This is a genomic window from Citrobacter sp. Cpo148 (genome assembly GCF_030332375.1).
Taxonomy (GTDB): Bacteria; Pseudomonadota; Gammaproteobacteria; order Enterobacterales; family Enterobacteriaceae; genus Citrobacter; species Citrobacter portucalensis.
Genome location: NZ_JAOWHY010000050.1, coordinates 115290 through 139336, shown reverse-complemented (window position 1 = coordinate 139336; position 24047 = coordinate 115290). Strand labels below are relative to the sequence as shown.

The following is a 24047-nucleotide window of genomic DNA, read 5'->3' as shown; positions in this document are numbered from 1 at the left end:
CATCATTTTTTTAGCTGCTATGTACATAGCGTTGACGCTGTGCCATGAAGCAACAGCGGGGGAGTGTAGTCGCAAATGGCGAAAGAGAAAAAACGTGGCTTTTTTTCCTGGCTGGGCTTTGGTCAAAAAGAGCAGGCACCGGAAAACGAGACAGAAGTAAAAAATGAAGAACAACAACCGGTTGCTGAAGAAACTACCGTCGTTGACGAACAGCCGCACGTCGAGGAAACCCGTAGCGAGGCTGAAACGCAAGCCTTTGCAGCTGAAGTCGTTGAAGTAACTGAACAGGTTGCGGAAATCGAAAAACTGCAGCCGGAAGAAGAACCTGTCGCCGAACAAGCGCAGCCGGAGATTGAGCCGGTTGCTGAACCCGTTGCTGAAACTGTAGTGGAAACGCCAGCAGCGGTGGTTATCGAACGCGAAGAATTGCCGCTGCCGGAAGAGGTGAAAACTAAAGAAGTTTCTGCCGAAGAATGGCAGGCCGAAGCGGAAACCGTGGAAATCGTTGAGGCGGCTGAAGAAGAAGCTGAAAACGAACCGCAACTGACCGACGAAGAGCTGGAAGCACAGGCGCTGGCCGCTGAGGCTGCTGAAGAAGCGGTTATGGTGGTGCCGGTAGAAGAACCTGCTGTAGAAGAACCGGTAGAAGAAGAGGTGGTCCAGGAGCAGGAAAAACCAACCAAAGAAGGTTTCTTTGCGCGTCTGAAACGCAGCCTGCTGAAAACAAAAGAAAACCTCGGTTCCGGATTTATCAGTCTGTTCCGTGGTAAAAAAATCGACGATGATCTGTTTGAAGAGCTGGAAGAGCAGCTGCTGATCGCTGATGTGGGTGTAGAAACGACCCGCAAGATCATTGCGAATCTGACGGAAGGCGCCAGCCGCAAGCAGCTTAAAGACGCGGAAGCGCTGTACGGCCTGCTGAAAGAAGAGATGGGCGAGATTCTGGCGAAGGTTGACGAACCGCTGAATGTTGATGGCAAAACACCATTTGTTATCTTAATGGTTGGCGTCAACGGCGTGGGCAAAACCACCACTATTGGTAAGCTGGCGCGTCAGTTTGAGCAGCAGGGTAAATCGGTAATGCTGGCGGCAGGTGATACTTTCCGTGCGGCGGCGGTAGAACAGCTGCAGGTTTGGGGTCAGCGTAACAACATCCCGGTGATTGCTCAGCATACTGGCGCGGATTCCGCGTCCGTTATCTTTGATGCCATCCAGGCGGCGAAGGCGCGTAACGTAGACGTGCTGATCGCTGATACCGCAGGGCGTTTGCAGAATAAATCGCACCTGATGGAAGAATTGAAAAAAATCGTTCGCGTCATGAAGAAGCTGGACGAAGATGCGCCGCATGAAGTTATGCTGACTATCGACGCCAGCACCGGGCAGAATGCGATAAGCCAGGCCAAACTGTTCCATGAAGCGGTGGGCTTAACCGGTATCACCCTGACCAAGCTGGACGGTACGGCGAAGGGCGGGGTTATCTTCTCGGTTGCCGATCAATTTGGCATCCCTATCCGCTATATCGGTGTGGGCGAACGTATCGAGGATTTACGTCCGTTTAAAGCGGACGATTTTATAGAGGCACTTTTTGCCCGAGAGGATTAACAATGATTCGCTTTGAACATGTCAGCAAGGCCTATCTCGGTGGGAGACAAGCGCTGCAGGGAGTGACCTTCCATATGCAGCCTGGCGAGATGGCGTTTCTGACCGGCCACTCCGGCGCGGGGAAAAGTACCCTGCTGAAGCTGATTTGTGGAATTGAACGGCCCAGCGCCGGGAAAATCTACTTTAGCGGGCATGACATCAGCCGTTTGAAAAACCGTGAAGTGCCGTTTCTGCGTCGTCAGATTGGCATGATTTTTCAGGATCACCACCTGTTGATGGACAGAACCGTGTTTGACAACGTGGCAATCCCGCTAATCATCGCGGGTGCCAGCGGGGACGATATTCGTCGTCGCGTGTCAGCGGCGCTGGATAAGGTCGGGCTGTTGGACAAAGCGAAAAACTTCCCGATTCAGCTCTCCGGCGGTGAACAACAACGCGTCGGCATCGCCCGTGCGGTGGTGAACAAACCTGCGGTGCTGCTGGCGGATGAACCAACGGGGAACCTGGATGACGCGCTGTCAGAAGGGATCCTTCGCCTGTTCGAAGAGTTTAACCGCGTCGGGGTCACGGTATTAATGGCCACGCACGATATTGGCCTGATCTCCCGTCGCTCCTATCGCCAAATGGTTCTGAGCGATGGACATCTGCATGGAGGCCTGGCGCATGAATAGACGTGACGCTATTAACCAAATCAAACAGTTCGGTGGCCGACTGGATCGCTTTCGTAAATCGGGCGGTGCGCCGGGTGACGGCGGTCGCAACACGCCAAAGCGTGCGAAAGCTGCGCCAAAGCCGAATTCGCGTAAAACCAATGTCTTTAACGAGCAGGTACGTTATGCGTTTCAGGGCGCGTTACAGGACCTGAAAAGCAAGCCGCTGGCGACGTTTCTGACGGTGATGGTCATTGCCATCTCCCTGACGCTGCCAAGCGTGTGCTACATGGTTTATAAGAACGTAAACCATGCGGCAAGCCAGTATTATCCGTCTCCGCAGATCACCGTTTACCTGCAAAAAACGCTGGATGATGATGCGGCGGCGCGGGTGGTTGGTCAGTTGCAGGCCGAGCAGGGCGTGGAGAAAGTGAATTATCTTTCTCGTGACGACGCGCTGGGTGAATTCCGCAACTGGTCTGGCTTTGGCGGCGCGCTGGATATGCTGGAAGAGAACCCGCTTCCGGCCGTGGCGGTTGTTATCCCGAAACTGGACTTCCAGGGTACGGAGTCGCTGAACACGCTGCGTGACCGCATCGCACAAATCAACGGTATTGATGAAGTGCGAATGGATGACAGCTGGTTCGCTCGCCTGGCGGCGCTGACGGGCCTTGTCGGACGCGTTTCCGCGATGATTGGCGTGCTGATGGTGGCGGCGGTCTTCCTCGTCATCGGTAACAGCGTGCGGCTGAGTATTTTTGCGCGTCGCGATACCATTAACGTGCAAAAACTGATTGGCGCGACGGATGGATTTATCCTGCGTCCGTTCCTCTACGGCGGTGCACTGCTCGGTTTTTCCGGTGCATTTCTTTCACTGATTTTGTCAGAAATTTTGGTGATGCGTCTGTCGTCAGCGGTGACTGAGGTGGCACAGGTATTTGGAACCAAGTTTGATATCAATGGCTTATCATTCGATGAGTGCCTGTTATTGCTGCTGGTGTGCTCAATGATTGGCTGGGTGGCAGCCTGGCTTGCCACGGTTCAACATTTACGCCACTTTACCCCCGATTAAAAAATCTCTGGTATAATCTTTCCCTGCACTGAGTAGTTCGCTCTGCAGGGAAAGAGTCCCTGTGATCTCTTCCCGGCGTATTCATTGTGATGTCACATTTTGTGCGTAATCTATACACATTACGACATGGAACTTGTGGATAAAATCACTGTCTGATAAAAGATTGAATGATATTCTCGTTGCTCATAAGCTCTGGCATGGTTGTTGCTACTGGTTTTTGTTAATTAGTTTTTAGCCAATGCGCCAGATGAAAAGATTGAGAGGATTTGAATGACCAAAGAAATGCAAAATTTAGCTTTAGCCCCTGTTGGTAACCTGGAATCTTACATCCGGGCTGCGAACGCGTGGCCGATGTTGTCGGCTGACGAGGAGCGGGCACTGGCTGAAAAGCTGCATTACCAGGGCGATCTGGAAGCAGCTAAAACGCTGATCCTGTCTCACCTGCGCTTTGTTGTTCATGTTGCTCGTAATTATGCGGGCTATGGCCTGCCGCAGGCGGATCTGATTCAGGAAGGTAATATCGGCCTGATGAAAGCCGTGCGCCGTTTCAACCCGGAAGTGGGTGTGCGCCTGGTTTCCTTCGCCGTGCATTGGATCAAAGCTGAGATCCACGAATACGTTCTGCGTAACTGGCGTATCGTTAAAGTTGCGACCACCAAAGCACAGCGTAAGCTGTTCTTTAACCTGCGTAAAACCAAGCAGCGTCTGGGCTGGTTTAACCAGGACGAAGTTGAAATGGTTGCTCGCGAGCTGGGTGTTTCCAGCAAAGACGTGCGCGAAATGGAATCCCGTATGGCGGCACAGGACATGACGTTTGACATGTCTTCAGACGATGAGTCTGACAGCCAGCCGATGGCCCCGGTGCTGTATCTGCAGGATAAATCTTCTAACTTTGCCGACGGCATTGAAGAAGATAACTGGGAAGATCAGGCCGCGAACAAACTGACCCACGCAATGGAAGGTCTGGACGAGCGTAGCCAGGACATTATTCGTGCCCGTTGGCTGGACGAAGACAACAAGTCGACGTTGCAGGAACTGGCCAACCGCTACGGCGTTTCCGCTGAACGTGTTCGTCAGCTTGAAAAGAACGCCATGAAAAAACTGCGCGCGGCGATCGAAGCGTAATCTTCGCGCATTGCCAATGAACCCTCGAATGTGAATTCGGGGGTTTTGTTTTTTGTAGGCCGGATAAGGCGTTTACGCTGCCATCCGGCAACACCTTTGCCCGATGGCGCTTTGCTTATCGGGCCTACGACCTTTCCTCCCCTCCCCAGATACGAATTTGTTATCTGGATGTAAATTTAGCTATTCCAAAATAATAAAAATCGGGTATGTTTTAGCAGAGTATGCTGCTAAAGCACGGGTGGCTATCCAATAATCGAAATAAAGTGCTGAACAACAACATCACAACACACGTAATAACCACAATAATGGGGATTGTCAGGATGAATATGAAGGGTAAAGCGTTATTGGCAGGATGTATCGCCCTGTCTTTGAGCAATATGGCGTTTGCTAAGGATATTAAAGTTGCCGTCGTCGGCGCGATGTCCGGTCCGGTAGCGCAGTATGGCGATCAGGAATTTACTGGCGCAGAGCAGGCTATTGCAGATATCAACGCCAAAGGCGGCGTGAAAGGCGACAAACTGGTCATGGTGAAATATGACGATGCCTGTGACCCGAAACAAGCGGTAGCGGTAGCTAACAAAGTGGTCAACGACGGGATTAAATATGTTATCGGCCACTTGTGCTCGTCTTCCACTCAGCCTGCGTCAGATATCTATGAAGACGAAGGCATTCTGATGATCACCCCAGCGGCAACGGCGCCTGAGCTGACCGCGCGCGGTTATAACCTGGTGATGCGTACCACCGGTCTGGATTCCGATCAGGGACCAACCGCTGCCAAATATATCGTTGAAAAAGTGAAGCCGAAGCGCATTGCGATCGTTCACGACAAACAACAGTACGGCGAAGGCCTGGCGCGTTCCGTGCAGGACAACCTCAAGAAAGCCAACGCTGACGTGGTGTTCTTCGACGGGATCACCGCTGGCGAGAAAGATTTCTCTACGCTGGTGGCGCGTCTGAAGAAAGAGAATATCGATTTCGTTTACTACGGTGGTTACCACCCGGAAATGGGACAGATCCTGCGTCAGTCTCGTGCCGCAGGTCTGAAAACCCAGTTTATGGGACCAGAAGGGGTAGCGAACGTGTCGCTGTCTAACATCGCGGGTGAGTCTGCAGAAGGCTTACTGGTAACGAAACCGAAGAACTACGATCAGGTTCCGGCGAACAAACCGATTGTGGACGCGATCAAAGCCAAGAAACAGGATCCGAGCGGTGCATTCGTATGGACCACCTACGCCGCGCTGCAATCCTTGCAGGCCGGTCTGAACCAGTCTGACGATCCGGCTGAAATTGCCAAATACCTGAAAGCAAACTCAGTGGAAACCGTAATGGGGCCGCTGTCATGGGATGCGAAGGGCGATCTGAAAGGCTTCGAATTCGGCGTGTTTGACTGGCATGCAAACGGGACGGCGACCGACGCCAAATAATTTTCCAGGTGCCTTTCGCGCTGCAAATGCGTTGGCTACGTTATTCAACCCCGGTCACTTACTTATGTAAGCTCCCGGGGACTTCATAACTTGCCGCCTTCCTGCAACGTGAAATTCTTGGAAAATTGCGAGGTGGTTTTTTATTTTTTGCTCCCAGCATGTAGGCCGGATAAGCGTCAGCGCCATCCGGCTTTTTTATCTTTTTTCCCAGCCATTCTCCTGGGCTGTAAACCCTAACGCCTGCATAAACGCGGCCATCACGCTGCGGTTTTCAACGCCGACGTCGGCCATCCACCATGAACTCACGTCAGGGTTTTCCCGGATGACTTCTTCGATCAAATACTGCCCGACGCCGCGACGGCGGGTGATATCGCGTACGCGCAATGAATCTAATGCACCTTGCGTGCCGCTCAGGGTTACGCGAACTGCGCCTAACAGACGCTCGTTAAAGCGTGCGGCGTAGATCCGGTGCGTTTCATCTACGCTTAACGATGAGGCGGAATATTCCGGCCAGATTTTGCCCAGATCAATCTGGTCCTGGTCGCTAAAGTTATCTAAACGAACGATGGTCAGCTTCATTAACAGCATGTCCAAATCACAAAAGATGGAATGAGTGTACCGAAATAATTCGCCCGGATGCTTTCTCTTTTTTATGTGAATAACCAGATTAATAATTTTGTAACAACGGTAATGACAGTTTGAAACCGTAGAGATTGAAAAACAGGCAGAATAATACCCTGGAATGCAGCATTTTATTCGGCTCTTTGTACCGTTATTTTATGCTGACAAACGTGCTTTTTTTTGTTTATCTATAGTAAAAAGCAGAATATTATCTTTTCTTAATCGACTGAAAAATAGAGATTTTAGCCTGATTTTGCTTAAAAAACTGCGCTAAACCATTAATGAGACTGGTAAAAATAGTGTAGTTCAAAAAAAGCACAGACTGCTTTTTAACCACATAAATACAAAATATTAATTACGTCACGAATGGGGATTCAGGTAATGAAACGGAATGCGAAAACAATCATCGCAGGGGTGATAGCACTGGCAATGTCACACGCGGTCATGGCGGAAGATATCAAGGTCGCTGTTGTCGGCGCGATGTCAGGTCCGGTCGCGCAGTGGGGCGATATGGAATTTAATGGCGCACGTCAGGCCATTAAAGATATCAATGCCAAAGGCGGGGTCAAAGGCGACAAACTGGTCGCTGTGGAATATGACGACGCCTGCGATCCGAAACAGGCCGTTGCGGTAGCGAACAAAATCGTCAATGACGGTATTCAGTACGTTATTGGACATCTGTGCTCATCTTCCACGCAGCCCGCATCAGATATCTATGAAGATGAAGGCATTCTGATGATTTCTCCGGGTGCCACAAACCCGGAACTGACCCAGCGCGGTTACGCTCACATTATGCGTACAGCGGGCCTGGACTCCTCTCAGGGGCCGACCGCCGCGAAATACATTCTGGAGAAGGTGAAGCCACAGCGTATCGCCATCATTCACGATAAACAGCAATACGGTGAAGGCCTGGCGCGTTCGGTGCAGGACAGCCTGAAAGCGGGCAAAGCCAACATCGTTTTCTTTGACGGTATCACCGCCGGGGAAAAAGATTTTTCTGCGCTGATCGCCCGCCTGAAAAAAGAAAATATCGACTTTGTTTATTACGGCGGCTACTACCCGGAAATGGGGCAAATGTTGCGTCAGGCGCGTTCCGTCGGGCTGAAAACCCAGTTTATGGGACCTGAGGGCGTCGGCAATGCGTCGCTGTCTAACATCGCCGGTGATGCTGCTGAAGGCATGCTGGTAACCATGCCAAAACGCTATGACCAGGATCCGGCGAATAAGGCTATCGTCGATGCGCTCAAAGCTGACAAGAAAGATCCAACCGGACCATACGTGTGGATCACTTATGCAGCCGTCCAGTCATTGGCGACAGCAATGGATCGCAGCGGTAGTAAAGAGCCGCTGGACCTGGTGAAAGATCTGAAAGCACACGGGGCTGATACCGTGATTGGGCCGCTGAAATGGGATGAAAAAGGCGATTTGAAGGGATTTGAGTTTGGTGTCTTCCAGTGGCATGCAGACGGTTCTTCGACCGTCGCGAAGTAATACCTGAAGACGAGTTATCCCACCGCCCGTGCAAAACGGGCGGGTTTAAAAAGGTTACCTTATGTCCGAGCAGTTCCTCTATTTCTTGCAGCAGATGTTTAACGGCGTCACGCTGGGAAGCACCTACGCTCTGATCGCCATCGGTTACACGATGGTGTACGGCATTATCGGCATGATCAACTTCGCCCACGGCGAGGTGTATATGATCGGCAGCTATGTCTCCTTTATGATCATCGCAGCGCTAATGATGATGGGCATTGATTCCAGCTGGCTACTGGTCGCGGCGGGCTTCGTCGGCGCGATTGTCATTGCCAGCGCCTACGGCTGGAGCATTGAACGTGTGGCGTATCGGCCCGTGCGCAGCTCCAAGCGCCTGATCGCGCTGATTTCCGCTATCGGGATGTCTATCTTCTTGCAAAACTACGTCAGCCTGACGGAAGGTTCGCGCGACGTGGCGCTGCCCAGCCTGTTTAATGGCCAGTGGACTGTCGGCAGTAGCGATAACTTCTCTGCTTCCATCACCACCATGCAGTTGGTTATCTGGATCGTAACCTTCCTGGCAATGCTGGCGCTGACGCTGTTTATCCGTTACTCCCGTATGGGCCGCGCCTGCCGTGCCTGTGCAGAAGACCTGAAGATGGCCAGCCTGCTCGGCATCAATACCGATCGCGTGATTGCGCTGACCTTTGTGATTGGCGCAGCAATGGCGGCGGTAGCGGGCGTGCTGCTCGGTCAGTTCTATGGCGTAATTAACCCTTACATCGGCTTTATGGCCGGGATGAAGGCCTTTACCGCGGCGGTACTGGGCGGCATCGGCAGCATTCCAGGGGCGATGATCGGCGGCCTGATTCTGGGCGTTGCGGAAGCGCTCTCCTCTGCTTATCTGAGTACTGAATACAAAGACGTTGTTTCATTCGCGCTGCTAATTCTGGTGCTGCTGGTGATGCCGACCGGTATTCTGGGTCGCCCGGAGGTAGAGAAAGTATGAAACCGATGCATTTTGCAATGGCGCTGCTCTCTGCCGCTATGTTCTTCGTCCTGGCGGGCGTCTTTATGGGCGTTCAGTTAGAGCTGGACGGTACCAAGCTGGTGGTCGATACCGCCGCGGATATCCGCTGGCAGTGGGTGTTTATCGGCACTGGCGTGGTCTTTCTCTTCCAACTGCTGCGTCCAGCCTTCCAGAAAGGCCTGAAGAGCGTCTCCGGACCAAAGTTTATTCTGCCGGCGATTGACGGCTCCACCGTTAAACAGAAGCTGTTCCTGGTGGCGCTGCTGGTGATTGCCGTGGCGTGGCCGTTTATGGTGTCACGCGGTACGGTGGATATCGCCACGCTGACGATGATTTATATCATCCTCGGCCTCGGCTTAAACGTGGTGGTAGGGCTTTCGGGCCTGCTGGTGCTGGGCTACGGCGGCTTCTATGCCATCGGCGCTTACACCTTCGCGCTGCTGAACCACTATTACGGACTCGGCTTCTGGACTTGTCTGCCGCTGGCGGGACTGGTTTCCGCTGCTGCGGGCTTCCTGCTCGGCTTCCCGGTACTGCGCCTGCGCGGTGATTATCTGGCGATTGTGACCTTAGGCTTCGGCGAAATCGTCCGCATCCTGCTGCTCAACAACACCGAAATAACCGGCGGTCCAAACGGTATTAGCCAGATCCCGAAACCGACCTTTTTCGGTCTGGAGTTCAGCCGTACCGCCCGTGAAGGCGGCTGGGATACCTTCAGCAACTTCTTTAACGTCAAGTACGATCCGTCTGACCGCGTCATTTTCCTCTATCTGGTGGCGCTGCTGCTGGTGGTCTTCTCGCTGTTTGTTATTAACCGTTTGCTGCGTATGCCGCTGGGTCGTGCGTGGGAAGCGCTGCGTGAAGATGAAATTGCCTGTCGCTCGCTGGGCTTAAACCCTACGCGCATTAAGCTGACAGCCTTTACCATCAGCGCCGCGTTTGCCGGTTTTGCCGGTACGCTGTTTGCCGCGCGCCAGGGCTTCGTCAGCCCGGAATCCTTCACCTTTGCCGAGTCGGCCTTTGTGCTGGCGATTGTGGTACTGGGCGGAATGGGCTCGCAGTTTGCGGTGATCCTCGCTGCCATCCTGCTGGTGGTGTCACGCGAACTGATGCGTGATTTCAACGAATACAGCATGTTAATGCTGGGTGGTTTGATGGTACTGATGATGATCTGGCGTCCGCAGGGCTTGTTGCCGATGACCCGTCCACAGTTGAAGCTGAAAAACGGGGAAGCAAAAGGAGAGCAGGCATGAGTCAGCCATTATTATCCGTTAACGGCCTGATGATGCGCTTCGGCGGTCTGCTGGCGGTAAACAACGTTGAACTGGAACTGCGACCGCAGGAGATCGTTTCGTTAATCGGCCCGAACGGTGCGGGGAAAACCACGGTCTTTAACTGTCTGACCGGTTTTTATAAGCCGACCGGCGGGACGATTAAGCTGCGCGACCAGCACCTGGAAGGGCTGCCGGGTCAGCAAATCGCGCGTATGGGCGTGGTACGTACTTTCCAGCACGTGCGTCTGTTTCGCGAAATGACGGTGATTGAAAACCTGCTGGTGGCGCAACATCAGCAACTGAAAACCGGCGTCTTCTCCGGCCTGTTGAAAACCCCGTCGTTCCGTCGCGCGCAGAGTGAAGCGTTGGATCGCGCGGCCACCTGGCTGGAGCGTATTGGCTTGCTGGAGCATGCCAACCGTCAGGCCAGTAACCTGGCCTATGGCGACCAGCGTCGTCTGGAAATTGCCCGCTGCATGGTGACCCAGCCGGAAATCCTGATGCTCGACGAACCCGCTGCTGGACTCAACCCGAAAGAGACCAAAGAGCTGGACGAGCTGATTGCTGAACTGCGTAACCATCACAACACCACCATTTTGTTGATTGAGCACGACATGAAGCTGGTGATGGGGATTTCCGACCGTATTTACGTGGTGAATCAGGGCACGCCGCTGGCGAATGGGACGCCGGAACAGATTCGTAATAACCCGGATGTTATCCGCGCCTATTTAGGTGAAGCATAATGGGGGCGAGGATTAATATGGATAAGGCGATGTTATCGTTCGACAAAGTCAACGCCCACTACGGCAAGATACAGGCGCTGCACGACGTCAGCTTGTATATCAACCAGGGTGAAATCGTTACTCTGATTGGTGCTAACGGCGCGGGAAAAACCACGCTGCTCGGCACATTGTGTGGCGACCCGCGAGCGACTAGCGGGCGAATCGTCTTTGATGGTAAAGACATTACCGACTGGCAGACGGCGAAAATCATGCGCGAAGCGGTAGCGATTGTGCCGGAAGGGCGTCGCGTGTTTTCCCGCATGACGGTGGAAGAGAACCTGGCGATGGGCGGCTTCTTTGCCGAAAAAGACCAGTTTCAGGAACGCATCAAATGGGTGTATGACCTGTTTCCCCGTCTGCATGAGCGTCGTATTCAGCGTGCGGGAACGATGTCCGGCGGTGAACAGCAGATGCTGGCGATAGGCCGTGCACTGATGAGCCAGCCGAGGCTGCTGCTGCTTGATGAACCGTCGCTGGGTCTGGCGCCGATTATCATCCAGCAGATTTTTAACACCATCGAACAGCTGCGCGAACAGGGGATGACCATCTTCCTCGTCGAACAGAACGCTAACCAGGCGCTGAAGCTCGCCGATCGCGGCTACGTGCTGGAAAACGGTCATGTGGTGCTGGAAGACACCGGTGATGCGTTACTGGCTAACGAAGCGGTGCGTAGTGCGTATCTGGGCGGTTAATCATTATCTGAATAGACAAGGGGCCCGCTGTGGCCCCTTTTTATTGCTCTATGTTATTATTGAGAATAGTTATCAATAATAAAAATGAACATGGAGAAAGGATGATTCGTTCAGGTACCTGCATGATGATTGGCAGTTTGTTTTTGACGCTTTCACTAACCACCCAGGCCTCAACACCGCCAGCGTTTGACCCGCGCGATCCCGCTATCTGGGAAGAGAAACCGGACAACCCGTTAGCGCAATCCGACTCGCCCTGCGAAGTGTTTACCAGCTCGGTATGCCCAGGCTGGGATGATGATAAATCGGATATCCAACGTGAACGTGAGCGGCGAGAGCAGCAGCGTTTACAGAATGAATATGAGAGACGCTGGCGTCGGAATTAATCTTCCTTGCTGGAGCAGCAGATAACGCCATCCAGGCCGGAGAAGGTATAGCGATATCCGGCTTTGTTGTGCACCACCCCGCATTTTCCTGTCACTACGCTTTCACCGCCTTGCCATCTGTTTGTCGCCTTACTATCTTTTTTTTGTAATAAAAAAGTTATTTTTCTGTCATTCGAGCATGTCATGTTACCCCCGCGAGCATAAAACGCGTGATATCGCGCATCCGGCACAACAAGAGAGATAACCGATGATATCGTTACGACATACAGCTTTAGGACTGGCACTTAGCCTGGCATTTGCAGGTCAGGCACTGGCGGTCACCACTATCCCGTTCTGGCACTCAATGGAAGGCGAACTGGGAAAAGAAGTTGACTCACTGGCGCAACGTTTTAATGCCGCCAATCCCGACTACAAAATTGTTCCGCAGTACAAAGGCAACTACGAGCAGAGCCTGAGTGCAGGAATTGCTGCTTTCCGTACCGGAAACGCGCCTGCGCTGCTGCAGGTTTATGAAGTGGGTACGGCAACCATGATGGCCTCAAAAGCCATTAAACCGGTCTATGAAGTATTCAAAGAGGCTGGCATTAACTTCGATGAGTCTCAGTTCGTACCGACCGTTTCCGGTTACTACACCGACTCTAAAAGCGGACACTTGCTCTCCCAGCCGTTTAACAGCTCCACTCCGGTGCTGTACTACAACAAAGATGCCTTCAAAAAAGCCGGTTTAGACCCTGAGCAGCCGCCTAAAACCTGGCAGGATCTGGCGGAATATACCGCGAAGCTGAAAGCTGCAGGCATGAAGTGCGGTTACGCCAGCGGCTGGCAGGGATGGATTCAGATTGAAAACTTCAGCGCCTGGAACGGTCTGCCGGTAGCAACCAAAAACAACGGTTTTGACGGTACTGACGCGGTGCTGGAATTCAATAAACCGGAGCAGGTGAAACACATCGCTCTGCTGGAAGAGTTGAACAAAAAAGGGGATTTCAGCTACTTTGGGCGTAAAGATGAGTCCACCGAGAAGTTCTACAACGGGGATTGTGCCATTACCACCGCCTCTTCTGGTTCTCTGGCTGACATCCGTCACTACGCTAAATTCAACTATGGCGTCGGAATGATGCCGTACGATGCCGACGTGAAGGGCGCGCCGCAGAATGCGATTATTGGTGGGGCCAGCCTGTGGGTGATGCAGGGTAAAGACAAAGCAACCTACGAAGGCGTGGCGCAGTTCCTCAACTTCCTGGCGAAGCCTGAAATTGCTGCCGAATGGCACCAGAAGACCGGCTATCTGCCGATCACCACCGCTGCCTACGACCTGACCCGTGAGCAGGGCTTCTATGAGAAGAACCCTGGGGCTGATATCGCCACCCGCCAGATGCTGAACAAGCCGCCGTTGCCGTTCACCAAAGGGCTGCGTTTGGGCAATATGCCGCAGATCCGCACTATTGTGGATGAAGAGCTGGAAAGCGTCTGGACCGGGAAGAAAACCCCGCAGCAGGCACTGGATGCCGCCGTTGAGCGTGGCAATCAGTTACTGCGCCGCTTTGAGCAATCGACCAAGTCTTAAGTGTATAAGTGTCTGATGGCGCTGTGCTTATCAGGCCTACAAGTTTGTAGTTTGTAGGCCGGATAAGGTGCTTGCACCGCCATCCGGCACCTTCCAGGAAAAGAACCTACATGTCTTCATCCCGTCCGGTATTCCGCTCGCGTTGGCTTCCCTATTTATTGGTGGCTCCGCAGCTGGTTATCACCGTTATTTTCTTTATCTGGCCCGCCGGTGAAGCGTTGTGGTACTCGCTACAATCCGTTGATCCGTTTGGTCTTTCCAGCCAGTTTGTCGGACTGGAAAACTTTGTCGCGCTGTTTCATGACCCGTACTACCTCGACTCATTTTGGACCACCATTAAGTTCAGTACGTTAGTCACGGTAAGTGGTCTGCTGGTTTCGTTATTTTTTGCGGCGCTGGTGAATTACGTGGTGCGCGGCAGCCGTTTTTACCAGACGCTGATGCTGTTGCCATACGCCGTCGCGCCCGCCGTCGCCGCCGTATTGTGGATCTTCCTGTTTAACCCAGGACGTGGGCTGATTACCCATTTTCTCGGTGAGTTTGGCTATGACTGGAACCATGCGCAAAACAGCGGTCAGGCGATGTTCCTGGTGGTGTTTGCATCGGTCTGGAAGCAGATTAGTTACAACTTCCTGTTCTTCTTTGCCGCACTGCAGTCTATCCCGCGATCGCTGATCGAAGCTGCTGCGATTGATGGCGCAGGGCCGGTTCGCCGCTTCTTTAAGCTGGCGCTGCCGTTGATAGCCCCGGTCAGCTTCTTTCTGCTGGTGGTGAATCTGGTTTATGCCTTCTTTGATACCTTCCCGGTTATTGATGCCGCCACGGCGGGTGGGCCGGTGCAGGCGACGACCACGCTGATTTATAAGATCTACCGTGAAGGGTTTGTCGGGTTGGATCTGGCTTCTTCCGCCGCACAATCGGTGGTGCTGATGTTCCTGGTCATTATTTTGACGGTGGTGCAGTTCCGCTATGTGGAAAGTAAGGTGCGTTACCAATGATTGAGAACCGTCGTGGGCTGACAATATTCAGCCATGCCATGTTGATTATGGGGATCATGGTGATCCTGTTTCCGCTGTACGTCGCGTTTGTCGCGGCGACGCTGGACAACAAAGCGGTGTTTGAAACGCCGATGACGCTGGTTCCCGGCACGCAGTTGCTGGAGAACATGAAATACATCTGGGTCAACGGTGTGGGCGTCAACAGCGCGCCGTTCTGGTTGATGATGCTTAACAGCTTCATCATGGCGTTCAGTATTACGGTAGGGAAAATCACCGTCTCCATGCTCTCCGCATTCGCCATCGTCTGGTTCCGTTTTCCGCTGCGCAACCTGTTCTTCTGGATGATTTTTATCACCCTGATGCTGCCGGTTGAGGTGCGAATCTTCCCCACCGTGGAGGTTATCGCCAACCTGAAAATGCTCGACAGCTATGCGGGTCTGACGCTGCCGTTGATGGCATCGGCTACTGCGACCTTCCTGTTCCGACAGTTCTTTATGACCCTGCCGGATGAGCTGGTTGAGGCCGCGCGAATTGACGGTGCGTCACCGATGCGTTTTTTCCGCGATATCGTACTACCACTGTCAAAAACCAATCTGGCGGCGCTGTTCGTTATCACCTTTATCTACGGCTGGAACCAGTATTTATGGCCGTTGTTAATTATTACCGACGTCAATTTGGGCACTGCGGTGGCGGGTATCAAAGGCATGATCGCCACCGGTGAAGGCACCACGCAGTGGAACCAGGTAATGGCTGCCATGCTGCTGACGCTCATCCCTCCGGTAATCATCGTGTTAGCCATGCAGCGTGCCTTCGTACGCGGTCTGGTCGATAGTGAGAAATAAAAATGGCTGGTTTAAAACTACAGGCAGTAACCAAAAGCTGGGACGGCAAAACCCAGGTGATTAAACCGCTGACGCTGGACGTCGCGGACGGGGAATTTATCGTGATGGTTGGCCCATCCGGCTGCGGAAAGTCTACGCTGCTGCGGATGGTGGCCGGGCTGGAGCGGGTGAGCGGTGGCGATATCTGGATTGATAATAAACGCGTCACCGAGATGGAGCCGAAGGATCGCGGCATTGCGATGGTCTTTCAAAACTACGCGCTCTACCCGCATATGAGCGTGGAAGAAAACATGGCCTGGGGGCTGAAAATCCGCGGGATGGGCAAGGAGCACATTGCTGAGCGGGTAAATGAGGCGGCGCGTATTCTCGAGCTGGGTGAGCTGCTTAAACGTCGTCCGCGCGAACTTTCTGGCGGTCAGCGCCAGCGCGTAGCGATGGGGCGCGCTATTGTGCGCGACCCAGCGGTATTCCTGTTCGATGAGCCGCTTTCTAACCTCGATGCCAAGCTGCGCGTACAGATGCGTCTGGAGTTACAACATCTGCATCGCCGCCTGAAAACCACTTCGCTATACGTGACGCACGACCAGGTTGAAGCGATGACCCTCGCCCAACGGGTGATGGTGATGAACAAAGGCATTGCCGAGCAGATAGGTACACCGGTTGAGGTGTATGAAAAGCCTGCCAGCCGCTTTGTGGCGAGTTTTATCGGCAGCCCGGCGATGAACCTGCTGGACGGGGGCATCAGTACCTCGGGCACCCATTTTGAACTGGAGGGCGGCATGACGCTACCCATCGGCAGAAGCGCGAGAGAGTCTATTGGGCGTAAAATGACGTTGGGTATCCGCCCAGAGCACATTGCGCTAAGCTCGCAGGCCGAAGGCGGCGTGCCGTTGGTTGTTGATACACTGGAAATGCTGGGCGCAGATAACCTGGCACACGGACGCTGGGGTGAGCAAAAACTGGTGGTGCGACTGGCGCATCAGCATCGCCCGACGGCAGGCAGCACGCTGTGGCTGCATCTGCCGGAAAATCATCTGCATCTTTTTGATGGCGAAACAGGACAACGCGTATGAGTAACTGGCCTTACCCCCATATTGTCGCCCATCGTGGCGGCGGTAAGCTGGCCCCGGAAAACACCCTGGCGGCGATCGACGTGGGGGCGCGATACGGGCATACCATGATCGAGTTTGACGCTAAATTGTCGAAAGACGGTGAGATCTTCTTACTGCATGATGACAACCTGGAGCGAACCAGCAACGGCTGGGGCGTGGCAGGCGAGCTGAACTGGCAGGATTTATTGCGCGTGGACGCCGGCGGCTGGTTTAGCGGTGAGTTTAAAGGTGAACCGCTGCCGCTGCTCTCGCAAGTGGCCGAGCGCTGCCGTCAGCACGGTATGATGGCGAATATTGAAATTAAACCCACAACCGGTACCGGAACGTTAACCGGCAAAGTCGTGGCGCTGGCCGCGCGGGAACTGTGGGCGGGAATGACGCCGCCACTATTGTCATCCTTTGAAATTGATGCACTTGAAGCGGCGCAGCAGGCGGTACCTGAACTGCCGAGAGGCTTGCTGCTTGATGAATGGCGCGAGGACTGGCGCGAGCTGACCACGCGGCTTGGCTGCGTCTCTATTCATCTTAATCACAAACTGCTGGATGAAGCGCGTGTGGATGCGCTGCGTGATGCGGGGCTACGTATTCTGGTATATACCGTCAACCGACCCCAGCGCGCGGCGGAACTGCTGCGCTGGGGCGTGGACTGCATCTGTACCGATGCCATTGATACGATTGGTCCGGATTTCCAACCTTTTTAAGGCCCAATCGTTTTTAACGGAACGTTAGGCTGCGGCGTGCTGGAGGGCTTCAGCATGTCGCCGTTCTTTTTCTCTGACAGCATATGTTGCTTATTCAGAGAGCTGTCCGGGTTACGGGTTCCACTCAACATCCCACCGTTGCTGTTGGGCAGCATTTGCTGCTGGCTGGGATTCAACTCGCCTGGCTGAGACTGAAGGACCCGCTGGGAGTTGGTGTTAATTTGGTTTTCCAGATGCTGTTGCTGCATACGCGTCTGCGTTTGCAACTGTTGGTTGAGCATCCCTTTCTGCTGAATTTGCTGCGTTTGCATTTGGGTTTGCATACGCTGCTGACTCGGGATCTGATAACCGGGTTGGTTCGGGTTATTCATGGTGTTGATGGGCTGTGCAAAGCCTGCAAACGGCAACAGCATGGCTAAAAGTAAGAGTCGTTTCATCGCTTTTCTCCTCTCGGGGATCTCTTAAGTTTACTCCTTTCTCGCCGTTACGATGATTATTTCAGAGTTATGCACCAGGCTTAGTGGGGGCAGACCCCCATACATCTGGAGAATAACGATGATAAAACCGACGTTTTTACGCCGGGTAGCCATTGCTGCTCTGCTCTCAGGAAGTTGTTTTAGCGTTGCTGCCGCGCCGGCTGCGCCACCGCCGGTATCTTACGGAGTCGAGGAAGATGTGTTCCATCCCGTACGCGCTAAGCACGGAATGGTGGCCTCTGTGGATGCTTTAGCTACCCAGGTTGGTGTGGACATTCTTAAACAGGGCGGGAATGCTGTTGATGCCGCCGTGGCCGTTGGCTATGCGCTGGCGGTGACGCATCCCCAGGCGGGCAATCTGGGCGGCGGTGGTTTTATGCTGCTGCGTACCAAAGACGGTAACACCACAGCGATCGATTTTCGTGAAATGGCGCCTGCTGGCGCGACCCGTGACATGTTCCTCGATGAGCAGGGCAACGCCGATGCGAAAAAGTCGCTGACGTCGCATCTGGCATCCGGTACGCCGGGTACCGTGGCGGGTTTCTCGCTGGCGCTGGAGAAATACGGCACGATGCCGCTGAACAAAGTAGTGCGCCCGGCGATGAAGCTGGCGGAAGAGGGCTTTGTGGTTAATGACGCGCTGGCCGACGATCTGAAAACCTATGGCAGCGAAGTGCTCCCTAATCACGAGAACAGCAAAGCCATTTTCTGGAAGGACGGCGAGCCGCTGAAAAAGGGCGATAAGCTGGTGCAAAAGAACCTGGCGAAAAGCCTGGAAATGATTGCCGAGAATGGCCCGGATGCATTTTATAAAGGGGCGATTGCCGATCAGATAGCCGGGGAAATGCAGAAGAACGGCGGGCTGATGACCAAAGAGGATTTAGCCAGCTATAAAGCTGTGGAGCGCACGCCGATCGGCGGTGACTATCGCGGATATCAGGTCTTCTCCATGCCGCCGCCGTCCTCTGGCGGTATTCACATCGTGCAGATCCTCAATATTCTCGAAAACTTCGATATGAAGAAGTACGGGTTTGGCAGCGCCGATGCCATGCAGGTCATGGCTGAAGCGGAGAAATATGCTTACGCCGACCGTTCAGAATATCTGGGCGACCCGGATTTTGTGAAAGTGCCGTGGCAAGCGCTGACCAACAAAGCCTATGCTAAAACGCTTGCCGATCAGATTGATATCAACAAGGCTAAGCCCTCCAGCCAGATCAAACCTGGCAAGCTCGCCCCGTATGAAAGCAACCAGACTACGCACTTCTCGGTCGTGGATAAAGACGGCAATGCCGTGGCGGTAACGTATACCCTGAATACCACCTTCGGGACCGGCATCGTGGCGGGTAACACCGGTATTCTGCTAAATAACGAAATGGATGATTTCTCCGCTAAGCCAGGCGTGCCGAACGTTTATGGACTGGTGGGCGGTGATGCTAACGCGGTTGGGCCGAAGAAGCGTCCGCTGTCATCGATGTCGCCGACTATCGTGGTAAAAGACGGGAAAACCTGGCTGGTTACCGGCAGCCCTGGCGGGAGTCGAATCATCACTACCGTGCTGCAAATGGTAGTGAACAGCATTGATTTCGGAATGAACATCGCCGAAGCGACCAACGCGCCGCGTTTCCATCATCAGTGGTTACCAGATGAACTGCGCATCGAGAAGGGCTTCAGCCCGGATACCATCAAGCTGCTGGAGCAAAAAGGACAGAAAGTCGCGCTGAAAGAGGCGATGGGCAGCACGCAGAGCATTATGGTTGGACCGGATGGCGCACTGTATGGTGCTTCTGACCCGCGTTCCGTGGATGACTTAACGGCGGGGTACTGATTTTTGATTAATAGCCCGGTGTCAGGCACCGGGCGTTTTGTTGGCTATGCCGTGAGTAACCGCGCTGGATTATCAATACAGAGCTTGCGAAGAGTATCGTTGTCTACTCCACGGGCAGCCAGATAGGCGAGGAAAACATTCGGGACAAACCCCCAACCGTTCCCTCCATTTTTTGCCCACATCTGTTTGAGAAAAACATCATGGCTTAAAACTATCTGATCGGCGTAACCCAGTTCAATCAGATGAGCTACCGCATCTGCGGTCTCCTGAACGCCTGGGGCGATACCTTCTTTAGGGAAAGTGATGTCCAGGCCAATCATGTCAAATTCAAGCCATACGCCACGATCGAGCATTTTACGTTGATAGGCAACATCTTTTCCTGACGGGTCCGAGTGTGCCAGCGAAACTTTTGCCGGAGAGACGTTCATCTCTTCAAGGACAATATCCAGCACCTCATCACCCAGTCGCAGCCACCCTGGCATATGGATATTCATCGCCGTATGGGGATTATTACGTTGTGCCAGAGACGCTGCCCGCAGACTGTTACGCTCCGCTTGGGTAAATGCGGGTGACACGCCAATTTCACCGATCATACCGGCGCGAATATCTGTCTCGCCAATCCCTTGATTCAGTTCCTTATCAATCAGTGCGGCTAATGAATCGACAGGTTTATGGATCCTGGTGCTTTCAAACTTCTCCAGATAAGGTCCTGATGAAGCAACGATATTCAAACCGGTTTTTATTGCCACTTCCCGTAACGATGAAGCGTCCCGACCGATAGACTCAGAACCCGTCGCGTCGACAATCGTCCTGCCTCCTAGTGACATAAAATTATTGATTTCAAAGATGACATCATCAATCTCTTTTCTGTCCATGTTATCGGCGCAGCAGTATGGGTCGTGTTTCAGTCCCCACTGTAGGTCAGCACTGACTTTTTTTCCTACCAGTTGCTGTGAAAAAGCATAATGTGGTTCATCAACAACGGATGACAGATCGTTAAACAGATGCTCATGCGGGAGCGTTAGCCCCATATCAGTGTGCGCCACTGGGCCTGTCACGGTTTGCAGGAAACCTTTCATCCTGACACCTCCATTTTTTGCGCCATTTTGGATGCTCTGTATTCAGGAATGGTGGTAACAATTGCGCCCACTAACGCGAACAACGTGCCGATGATGGTGACCAGATAGACCGTATTGCCTAAGGATGGGATCAATTCATCAATCAATACCGACCCAAGCAACTGGCCTGCGGTAGACGCTACACCCAGCATCAACAGACCTAAGCCTCTGACCAGAATCGCCATTAGCCCGATGGACAGCAGACCCAGCGGGCCACCGAGATACATCCACCACGTATCGGGTAACTGGACGGTGACATGGCCTAATGCGACACGTATCGCCAGTGCAGCGCCCAGCACACAAAAGCCGACAATGAAGTTCCAGGTAATGGAAACCAGCATAGAACCCGTGGCCTCGGCAACTTTGGCATTTCCAGCAGGCTGCCAGCCAGCGAGTAATCCTGCCAAAAATGGAAGGATAGCGAGCAGGATAAAGGAGGTTGAATGCCATTGTGGCGACACGACAAAAATCGTGGCAATAACCGCGAACAATGCGCCAGCAACGCGCCATGGCGTAAAATATTTCTTCTCATCGACACCGACACCAAAACGGTCGCACAGCAGGCCGGAAAGGAGCAGGGCGGAAATTAATGCAGTTTGAAAGGTGGCCACGCCCAACGCGCTGGCAGATGCGCCTTCAGAAAATACGACCATCGCACCGCATAATCCTGCAAACCAATTCCATAGCGGGATTTTTCTCTTTTTAATCAGTGTAGGGATCGAGGCGAATTGCTGGCGTGTTTCTTTGCGCGCAACAATAATGAAAAACATGACGACCAGACCGCTGGCAAACGAGATTACTGCGCAAGCATTACCGTCTTGTAACCAGTGTCCTAACTGCCCATTAACGGCAGACTGCATCGGGGAGAGCATACCGGCTAAGATGGTGGCAAGCATCAGTAAGGGGGTTGAGTACTTATTCTTGTTCATACATCAATCCTTATATTTTATTAAAGGAGTAACTTTCGTTACTCCATTGTTTTTTATTTTCTGGCGATGAATTGAAGCGTGTTGACCCACAGGTCGGTATAAAATGGCCATGACATAAACTGCTGGGTTCCCCAGTGTGGGGAGCAATCACTCATAAAGCAGGCGGTTTTACCCTGTTGGTATTCACCGAACACTAACAATGGGTCATTATTTATTGTTAAAACGACATCGGTATCTTCTCTGGCGACAACCTGGTTATATCCAAGAAATACCGGGTAGTCTGAGAATCCGTTAACGACAGGATGTTCAGGGGAGATAGCCTCAGCGTAGATACCCTCTGGTTTTTCTACCCGGTCATCGCCATCAAGCATAATAACTGGCAGAACCTCAGCAAGAACGGTATTCTTATAATTGGCTTTTGCCTCAATACCCATAAATGACAGATAGCCGCCAATCATGAGCAGACCACCACCATTTCTGACATACTCTTTAATTGATTTCAGAGCATTTGGCTTTATTTTTAGCTGATAGAACGTCTCGTTTTGCAACAGGAACGTATTGCTGCCGATATCGCTAATGACAATGACATCATAACGGTTTAGTTCATCAATGCTTTCTGGAAATGCAATTTGCACGGTGTGAGCCGGCATATAATCAATTTCTACACCACCTTTCTTTAAGCATTCAAGCAACCATGTAGCACCTTCTTCATATTTACTGGAGGTAAAACTGTCATAGCCTTTTGAATGAATCATGTGAATATGCCAGGATTCTCCAATAAAGAGCACCTTTAGTTTTTTCTGCGTATTGTTCATAGTCTGCTCCTTGATTTAGTGAGTAGAGATAGTTTGTTTGTAATGTGAGCCCTGAATGCGATGAAGAACGGATTCGTTTTCTGGCATGTCAGAGGCATTCGGTGTTTCAACAGCAAGCGAGGCGAATGCGCTGGCGTAGCACAATGCAGATGCCAGTGATTTTCCTTTAGCAAGGCCAGACGCGAGTGCGCCATTGAAGGCATCGCCAGCGCCAGCCGTATTTTTTACAACAGCCGGAAATGCCGGAGAATAGATGAATTGCGTTCCGTCATAAGCGAGAGAACCTTTGCTACCCAATGTGATAATGGTATTTTTGACGCCTTTCTGATGAATAATCTTTGCTGCACATTTGGCTGATTCAATATCGTTGACGGACATGTTTGCCAGCAGGCCAGCTTCGGTTTCATTTGGCGTGATATAATCGATATCATCAATGATGGTATTAACCATTTCATTATATGGCGCTGGATTGATAATGACCGGGATATCATTTTTCTGCGCGAGGCGAATGGTTTGTTGAAGTGCCTCGTAATTTGTCTCCAGTTGTACGAGAACAATATCTGAATGAACGATGGCTTCTTTTTGTATGGTTATTTCATCAGGTGAAATTGTCATGTTAGCACCTGGATAGATAGCGATGACGTTATCCCCGGTATCTCCATTCACCATAATAGTCGCTGTACCTGTTTGTGTTTCTTTAGTCTGATAGATAACGCTGTTATGGATCTTTGATGAGTTTATAAAATTAATGGCGTAATCACTGAAATGGTCTGATCCTACTTTAGTAATAAAATGCACATCAGAATCGGCATAGCTTGCCGCTAATGCCTGATTGCATCCTTTACCTCCGGGCGAAAAAATAAATTTATCGGCAAGTAATGATTCGCCTGTCGAGGGTAGCCTCGGTAGGTAACTGATAATATCAACATTGAACGAGCCAATAACACATACATTATTCTTCATGGCAGAGAGACCTTTTTTTATTTTCTGCGCTGATTCATATTTTTCCAGCACATAAGCAATTTCGTTTTTTGCAACGTTATCAAGAGAGTCAAGGGTAATAAATGCACCACCATGACAGCGAGTGAGATATCCCTGCCCGGCAAGTTCATTGAGATCTGAGCGAATAGTTTCCTTTGTTACCTTGAGACTTTTCGCCAGATTTGAAACTTTTACAACTCCCGAAATACTGATTTCTTTCAATATTCTATGATGGCGTTCAAATTTCATTTTTTACCTCACCGTGGTTAAGTTAGTCCCAGGGGAAGTATATTGTTGTGATTGTCACCATAAAGTGATGGCAGAAACCAAAAAAAAACAAAAATGTAATATTAATATTATTAAAGTTACGAAAAATAGCGATGAAGATAGATAGTTTAATAACCATATAATTCAGGTGGTTTTTAAGCCGGAACATGGCGGTGGGGGAAGGCGATAGGCTGTAATCAACAACTCTATGCCAGGACTGGATGGCGCTTCCGTTCTTGAATTTTTCGGTGGGATATAAAATAGATTGGCCTACAGCGTTCTGAACGATGTAGG

At 52.1% G+C, this 24047-nt stretch carries 23 protein-coding genes and 1 pseudogene; 17 read left to right on the top strand and 7 right to left on the bottom strand.

The window, feature by feature from the left end; translation table 11 throughout:
• The first annotated feature begins 75 nt into the window (after window positions 1-75).
• The 5 genes from ftsY to OGY10_RS21955 all read left to right on the top strand — a co-directional run bounded on the left by ftsY (window position 76) and on the right by OGY10_RS21955 (window position 5873).
• A complete protein-coding gene (gene ftsY / locus OGY10_RS21975) occupies window positions 76-1602 on the top strand; it encodes a signal recognition particle-docking protein FtsY (RefSeq protein WP_267445346.1) in 1527 nt (508 codons plus the stop codon).
• A 2-nt stretch (window positions 1603-1604) separates the two neighbouring features.
• Window positions 1605-2273 carry a cell division ATP-binding protein FtsE gene (ftsE, locus tag OGY10_RS21970; protein ID WP_003023420.1) on the top strand — a complete coding sequence of 223 codons (669 nt, stop codon included), beginning with the start codon at window positions 1605-1607 and terminating at the stop codon, window positions 2271-2273.
• On the top strand, window positions 2266-3324 hold the full coding sequence (gene ftsX / locus OGY10_RS21965) for a permease-like cell division protein FtsX (RefSeq protein ID WP_020996073.1): 1059 nt from the start codon (window positions 2266-2268) through the stop codon (window positions 3322-3324). The genes ftsE and ftsX overlap by 8 nt, the downstream gene beginning before the upstream one ends.
• 270 nt (window positions 3325-3594) lie before the next feature.
• On the top strand, window positions 3595-4449 hold the full coding sequence (gene rpoH / locus OGY10_RS21960; RefSeq protein ID WP_191226698.1) for an RNA polymerase sigma factor RpoH: 855 nt from the start codon (window positions 3595-3597) through the stop codon (window positions 4447-4449).
• A 320-nt stretch (window positions 4450-4769) separates the two neighbouring features.
• Entirely contained in the window at window positions 4770-5873 is a 1104-nt protein-coding gene (locus tag OGY10_RS21955) for a branched-chain amino acid ABC transporter substrate-binding protein (protein ID WP_139157946.1), read from the top strand.
• An 83-nt stretch (window positions 5874-5956) separates the two neighbouring features.
• Here the strand turns inward: OGY10_RS21955 and OGY10_RS23835 are convergent.
• A pseudogene (locus tag OGY10_RS23835) lies at window positions 5957-6084 on the bottom strand (hypothetical protein).
• Window positions 6069-6452, bottom strand: a complete 384-nt coding sequence (gene panM / locus OGY10_RS21950; protein WP_191227192.1) for an aspartate 1-decarboxylase autocleavage activator PanM — start codon at window positions 6450-6452, stop codon at window positions 6069-6071. Before panM ends, OGY10_RS23835 begins: the two are co-directional and overlap by 16 nt.
• Before the next feature lie 423 nt (window positions 6453-6875).
• Here panM and livK point away from each other — a divergent pair, with 423 nt between their 5' ends.
• From livK to ugpQ, 11 genes are all read left to right on the top strand, one after another.
• Complete coding sequence (livK, locus tag OGY10_RS21945) at window positions 6876-7985, top strand: high-affinity branched-chain amino acid ABC transporter substrate-binding protein LivK (protein WP_003023433.1); 1110 nt, start codon at window positions 6876-6878, stop codon at window positions 7983-7985.
• A gap of 61 nt (window positions 7986-8046) precedes the next feature.
• Entirely contained in the window at window positions 8047-8973 is a 927-nt protein-coding gene (gene livH, locus OGY10_RS21940; RefSeq protein WP_003827575.1) for a high-affinity branched-chain amino acid ABC transporter permease LivH, read from the top strand.
• Window positions 8970-10247 (top strand): branched chain amino acid ABC transporter permease LivM, encoded by a 1278-nt coding sequence (gene livM / locus OGY10_RS21935; protein WP_032945254.1) that lies wholly within the window; start codon window positions 8970-8972, stop codon window positions 10245-10247. The genes livH and livM overlap by 4 nt, the downstream gene beginning before the upstream one ends.
• The gene (gene livG / locus OGY10_RS21930; protein WP_003023438.1) at window positions 10244-11011 is read left to right on the top strand and encodes a high-affinity branched-chain amino acid ABC transporter ATP-binding protein LivG; all 768 of its coding nucleotides are present in this window, start codon (window positions 10244-10246) and stop codon (window positions 11009-11011) included. Before livM ends, livG begins: the two co-directional genes overlap by 4 nt.
• Window positions 11012-11028: 17 nt before the next feature.
• Window positions 11029-11742 carry a high-affinity branched-chain amino acid ABC transporter ATP-binding protein LivF gene (gene livF, locus OGY10_RS21925; RefSeq protein WP_003827581.1) on the top strand — a complete coding sequence of 238 codons (714 nt, stop codon included), beginning with the start codon at window positions 11029-11031 and terminating at the stop codon, window positions 11740-11742.
• Window positions 11743-11843: 101 nt separating this feature from the next.
• Complete coding sequence (locus OGY10_RS21920; RefSeq protein ID WP_100271811.1) at window positions 11844-12125, top strand: hypothetical protein; 282 nt, start codon at window positions 11844-11846, stop codon at window positions 12123-12125.
• A gap of 247 nt (window positions 12126-12372) precedes the next feature.
• Window positions 12373-13689 carry a sn-glycerol-3-phosphate ABC transporter substrate-binding protein UgpB gene (gene ugpB / locus OGY10_RS21915; RefSeq protein ID WP_003827583.1) on the top strand — a complete coding sequence of 439 codons (1317 nt, stop codon included), beginning with the start codon at window positions 12373-12375 and terminating at the stop codon, window positions 13687-13689.
• Between the two features lie 110 nt (window positions 13690-13799).
• Complete coding sequence (ugpA, locus tag OGY10_RS21910; protein WP_003837841.1) at window positions 13800-14687, top strand: sn-glycerol-3-phosphate ABC transporter permease UgpA; 888 nt, start codon at window positions 13800-13802, stop codon at window positions 14685-14687.
• On the top strand, window positions 14684-15529 hold the full coding sequence (ugpE, locus tag OGY10_RS21905) for a sn-glycerol-3-phosphate ABC transporter permease UgpE (RefSeq protein WP_003023450.1): 846 nt from the start codon (window positions 14684-14686) through the stop codon (window positions 15527-15529). The genes ugpA and ugpE overlap by 4 nt, the downstream gene beginning before the upstream one ends.
• A gap of 2 nt (window positions 15530-15531) precedes the next feature.
• Entirely contained in the window at window positions 15532-16602 is a 1071-nt protein-coding gene (locus OGY10_RS21900; RefSeq protein ID WP_071446691.1) for a sn-glycerol-3-phosphate import ATP-binding protein UgpC, read from the top strand.
• Window positions 16599-17342, top strand: a complete 744-nt coding sequence (gene ugpQ / locus OGY10_RS21895) for a glycerophosphodiester phosphodiesterase (RefSeq protein ID WP_003827589.1) — start codon at window positions 16599-16601, stop codon at window positions 17340-17342. The genes OGY10_RS21900 and ugpQ overlap by 4 nt, the downstream gene beginning before the upstream one ends.
• On the opposite strand, the gene OGY10_RS21890 is transcribed toward ugpQ, so the two are convergent.
• Window positions 17339-17779, bottom strand: a complete 441-nt coding sequence (locus tag OGY10_RS21890; RefSeq protein WP_048215386.1) for a DUF2756 family protein — start codon at window positions 17777-17779, stop codon at window positions 17339-17341. The genes ugpQ and OGY10_RS21890 overlap by 4 nt on opposite strands.
• Window positions 17780-17897: 118 nt before the next feature.
• On the opposite strand from OGY10_RS21890, the gene ggt reads away from it, so the two are divergent.
• Window positions 17898-19643, top strand: coding sequence for a gamma-glutamyltransferase (ggt, locus tag OGY10_RS21885; RefSeq protein WP_191226700.1), 1746 nt, complete (start codon window positions 17898-17900; stop codon window positions 19641-19643).
• Between the two features lie 44 nt (window positions 19644-19687).
• Here ggt and OGY10_RS21880 read toward each other — a convergent pair whose 3' ends face one another.
• Genes OGY10_RS21880 through OGY10_RS21865 form a run of 4 tightly spaced genes read right to left on the bottom strand, consistent with a single transcriptional unit; the run spans window position 19688 to window position 23735 of the window.
• On the bottom strand, window positions 19688-20722 hold the full coding sequence (locus OGY10_RS21880; protein ID WP_003827595.1) for a phosphotriesterase family protein: 1035 nt from the start codon (window positions 20720-20722) through the stop codon (window positions 19688-19690).
• Window positions 20719-21690: a DMT family transporter gene (locus tag OGY10_RS21875; RefSeq protein WP_111464607.1), complete on the bottom strand. Its 972-nt coding sequence runs from the start codon at window positions 21688-21690 to the stop codon at window positions 20719-20721. Before OGY10_RS21875 ends, OGY10_RS21880 begins: the two co-directional genes overlap by 4 nt.
• Window positions 21691-21743: 53 nt before the next feature.
• Window positions 21744-22505 (bottom strand): glutamine amidotransferase, encoded by a 762-nt coding sequence (locus OGY10_RS21870; protein WP_191226701.1) that lies wholly within the window; start codon window positions 22503-22505, stop codon window positions 21744-21746.
• A 15-nt stretch (window positions 22506-22520) separates the two neighbouring features.
• Window positions 22521-23735, bottom strand: a complete 1215-nt coding sequence (locus tag OGY10_RS21865) for a PfkB family carbohydrate kinase (RefSeq protein WP_079934300.1) — start codon at window positions 23733-23735, stop codon at window positions 22521-22523.
• Between the last annotated feature and the right edge of the window lie 312 nt (window positions 23736-24047).

Bases quoted from the DNA above. Each gene is read 5' to 3' on its own strand.
- ftsY (WP_267445346.1), top strand. From the start codon at position 76: ATGGCGAAAGAGAAAAAACGTGGCTTTTTTTCCTGGCTGGGCTTTGGT.
- ftsX (WP_020996073.1), top strand. From the start codon at position 2,266: ATGAATAGACGTGACGCTATTAACCAAATCAAACAGTTCGGTGGCCGA.
- OGY10_RS21890 (WP_048215386.1), bottom strand. From the start codon at position 17,779: ATGAAACGACTCTTACTTTTAGCCATGCTGTTGCCGTTTGCAGGCTTT.
- OGY10_RS21870 (WP_191226701.1), bottom strand. From the start codon at position 22,505: ATGAACAATACGCAGAAAAAACTAAAGGTGCTCTTTATTGGAGAATCC.
- livM (WP_032945254.1), top strand. From the start codon at position 8,970: ATGAAACCGATGCATTTTGCAATGGCGCTGCTCTCTGCCGCTATGTTC.
- livH (WP_003827575.1), top strand. From the start codon at position 8,047: ATGTCCGAGCAGTTCCTCTATTTCTTGCAGCAGATGTTTAACGGCGTC.
- ggt (WP_191226700.1), top strand. From the start codon at position 17,898: ATGATAAAACCGACGTTTTTACGCCGGGTAGCCATTGCTGCTCTGCTC.
- rpoH (WP_191226698.1), top strand. From the start codon at position 3,595: ATGACCAAAGAAATGCAAAATTTAGCTTTAGCCCCTGTTGGTAACCTG.
- OGY10_RS21880 (WP_003827595.1), bottom strand. From the start codon at position 20,722: ATGAAAGGTTTCCTGCAAACCGTGACAGGCCCAGTGGCGCACACTGAT.
- ugpE (WP_003023450.1), top strand. From the start codon at position 14,684: ATGATTGAGAACCGTCGTGGGCTGACAATATTCAGCCATGCCATGTTG.
- livF (WP_003827581.1), top strand. From the start codon at position 11,029: ATGGATAAGGCGATGTTATCGTTCGACAAAGTCAACGCCCACTACGGC.
- livG (WP_003023438.1), top strand. From the start codon at position 10,244: ATGAGTCAGCCATTATTATCCGTTAACGGCCTGATGATGCGCTTCGGC.
- OGY10_RS21875 (WP_111464607.1), bottom strand. From the start codon at position 21,690: ATGAACAAGAATAAGTACTCAACCCCCTTACTGATGCTTGCCACCATC.
- ugpQ (WP_003827589.1), top strand. From the start codon at position 16,599: ATGAGTAACTGGCCTTACCCCCATATTGTCGCCCATCGTGGCGGCGGT.
- OGY10_RS21920 (WP_100271811.1), top strand. From the start codon at position 11,844: ATGATTCGTTCAGGTACCTGCATGATGATTGGCAGTTTGTTTTTGACG.
- livK (WP_003023433.1), top strand. From the start codon at position 6,876: ATGAAACGGAATGCGAAAACAATCATCGCAGGGGTGATAGCACTGGCA.
- OGY10_RS21900 (WP_071446691.1), top strand. From the start codon at position 15,532: ATGGCTGGTTTAAAACTACAGGCAGTAACCAAAAGCTGGGACGGCAAA.
- ugpB (WP_003827583.1), top strand. From the start codon at position 12,373: ATGATATCGTTACGACATACAGCTTTAGGACTGGCACTTAGCCTGGCA.
- panM (WP_191227192.1), bottom strand. From the start codon at position 6,452: ATGAAGCTGACCATCGTTCGTTTAGATAACTTTAGCGACCAGGACCAG.
- OGY10_RS21865 (WP_079934300.1), bottom strand. From the start codon at position 23,735: ATGAAATTTGAACGCCATCATAGAATATTGAAAGAAATCAGTATTTCG.
- OGY10_RS21955 (WP_139157946.1), top strand. From the start codon at position 4,770: ATGAATATGAAGGGTAAAGCGTTATTGGCAGGATGTATCGCCCTGTCT.
- ftsE (WP_003023420.1), top strand. From the start codon at position 1,605: ATGATTCGCTTTGAACATGTCAGCAAGGCCTATCTCGGTGGGAGACAA.
- ugpA (WP_003837841.1), top strand. From the start codon at position 13,800: ATGTCTTCATCCCGTCCGGTATTCCGCTCGCGTTGGCTTCCCTATTTA.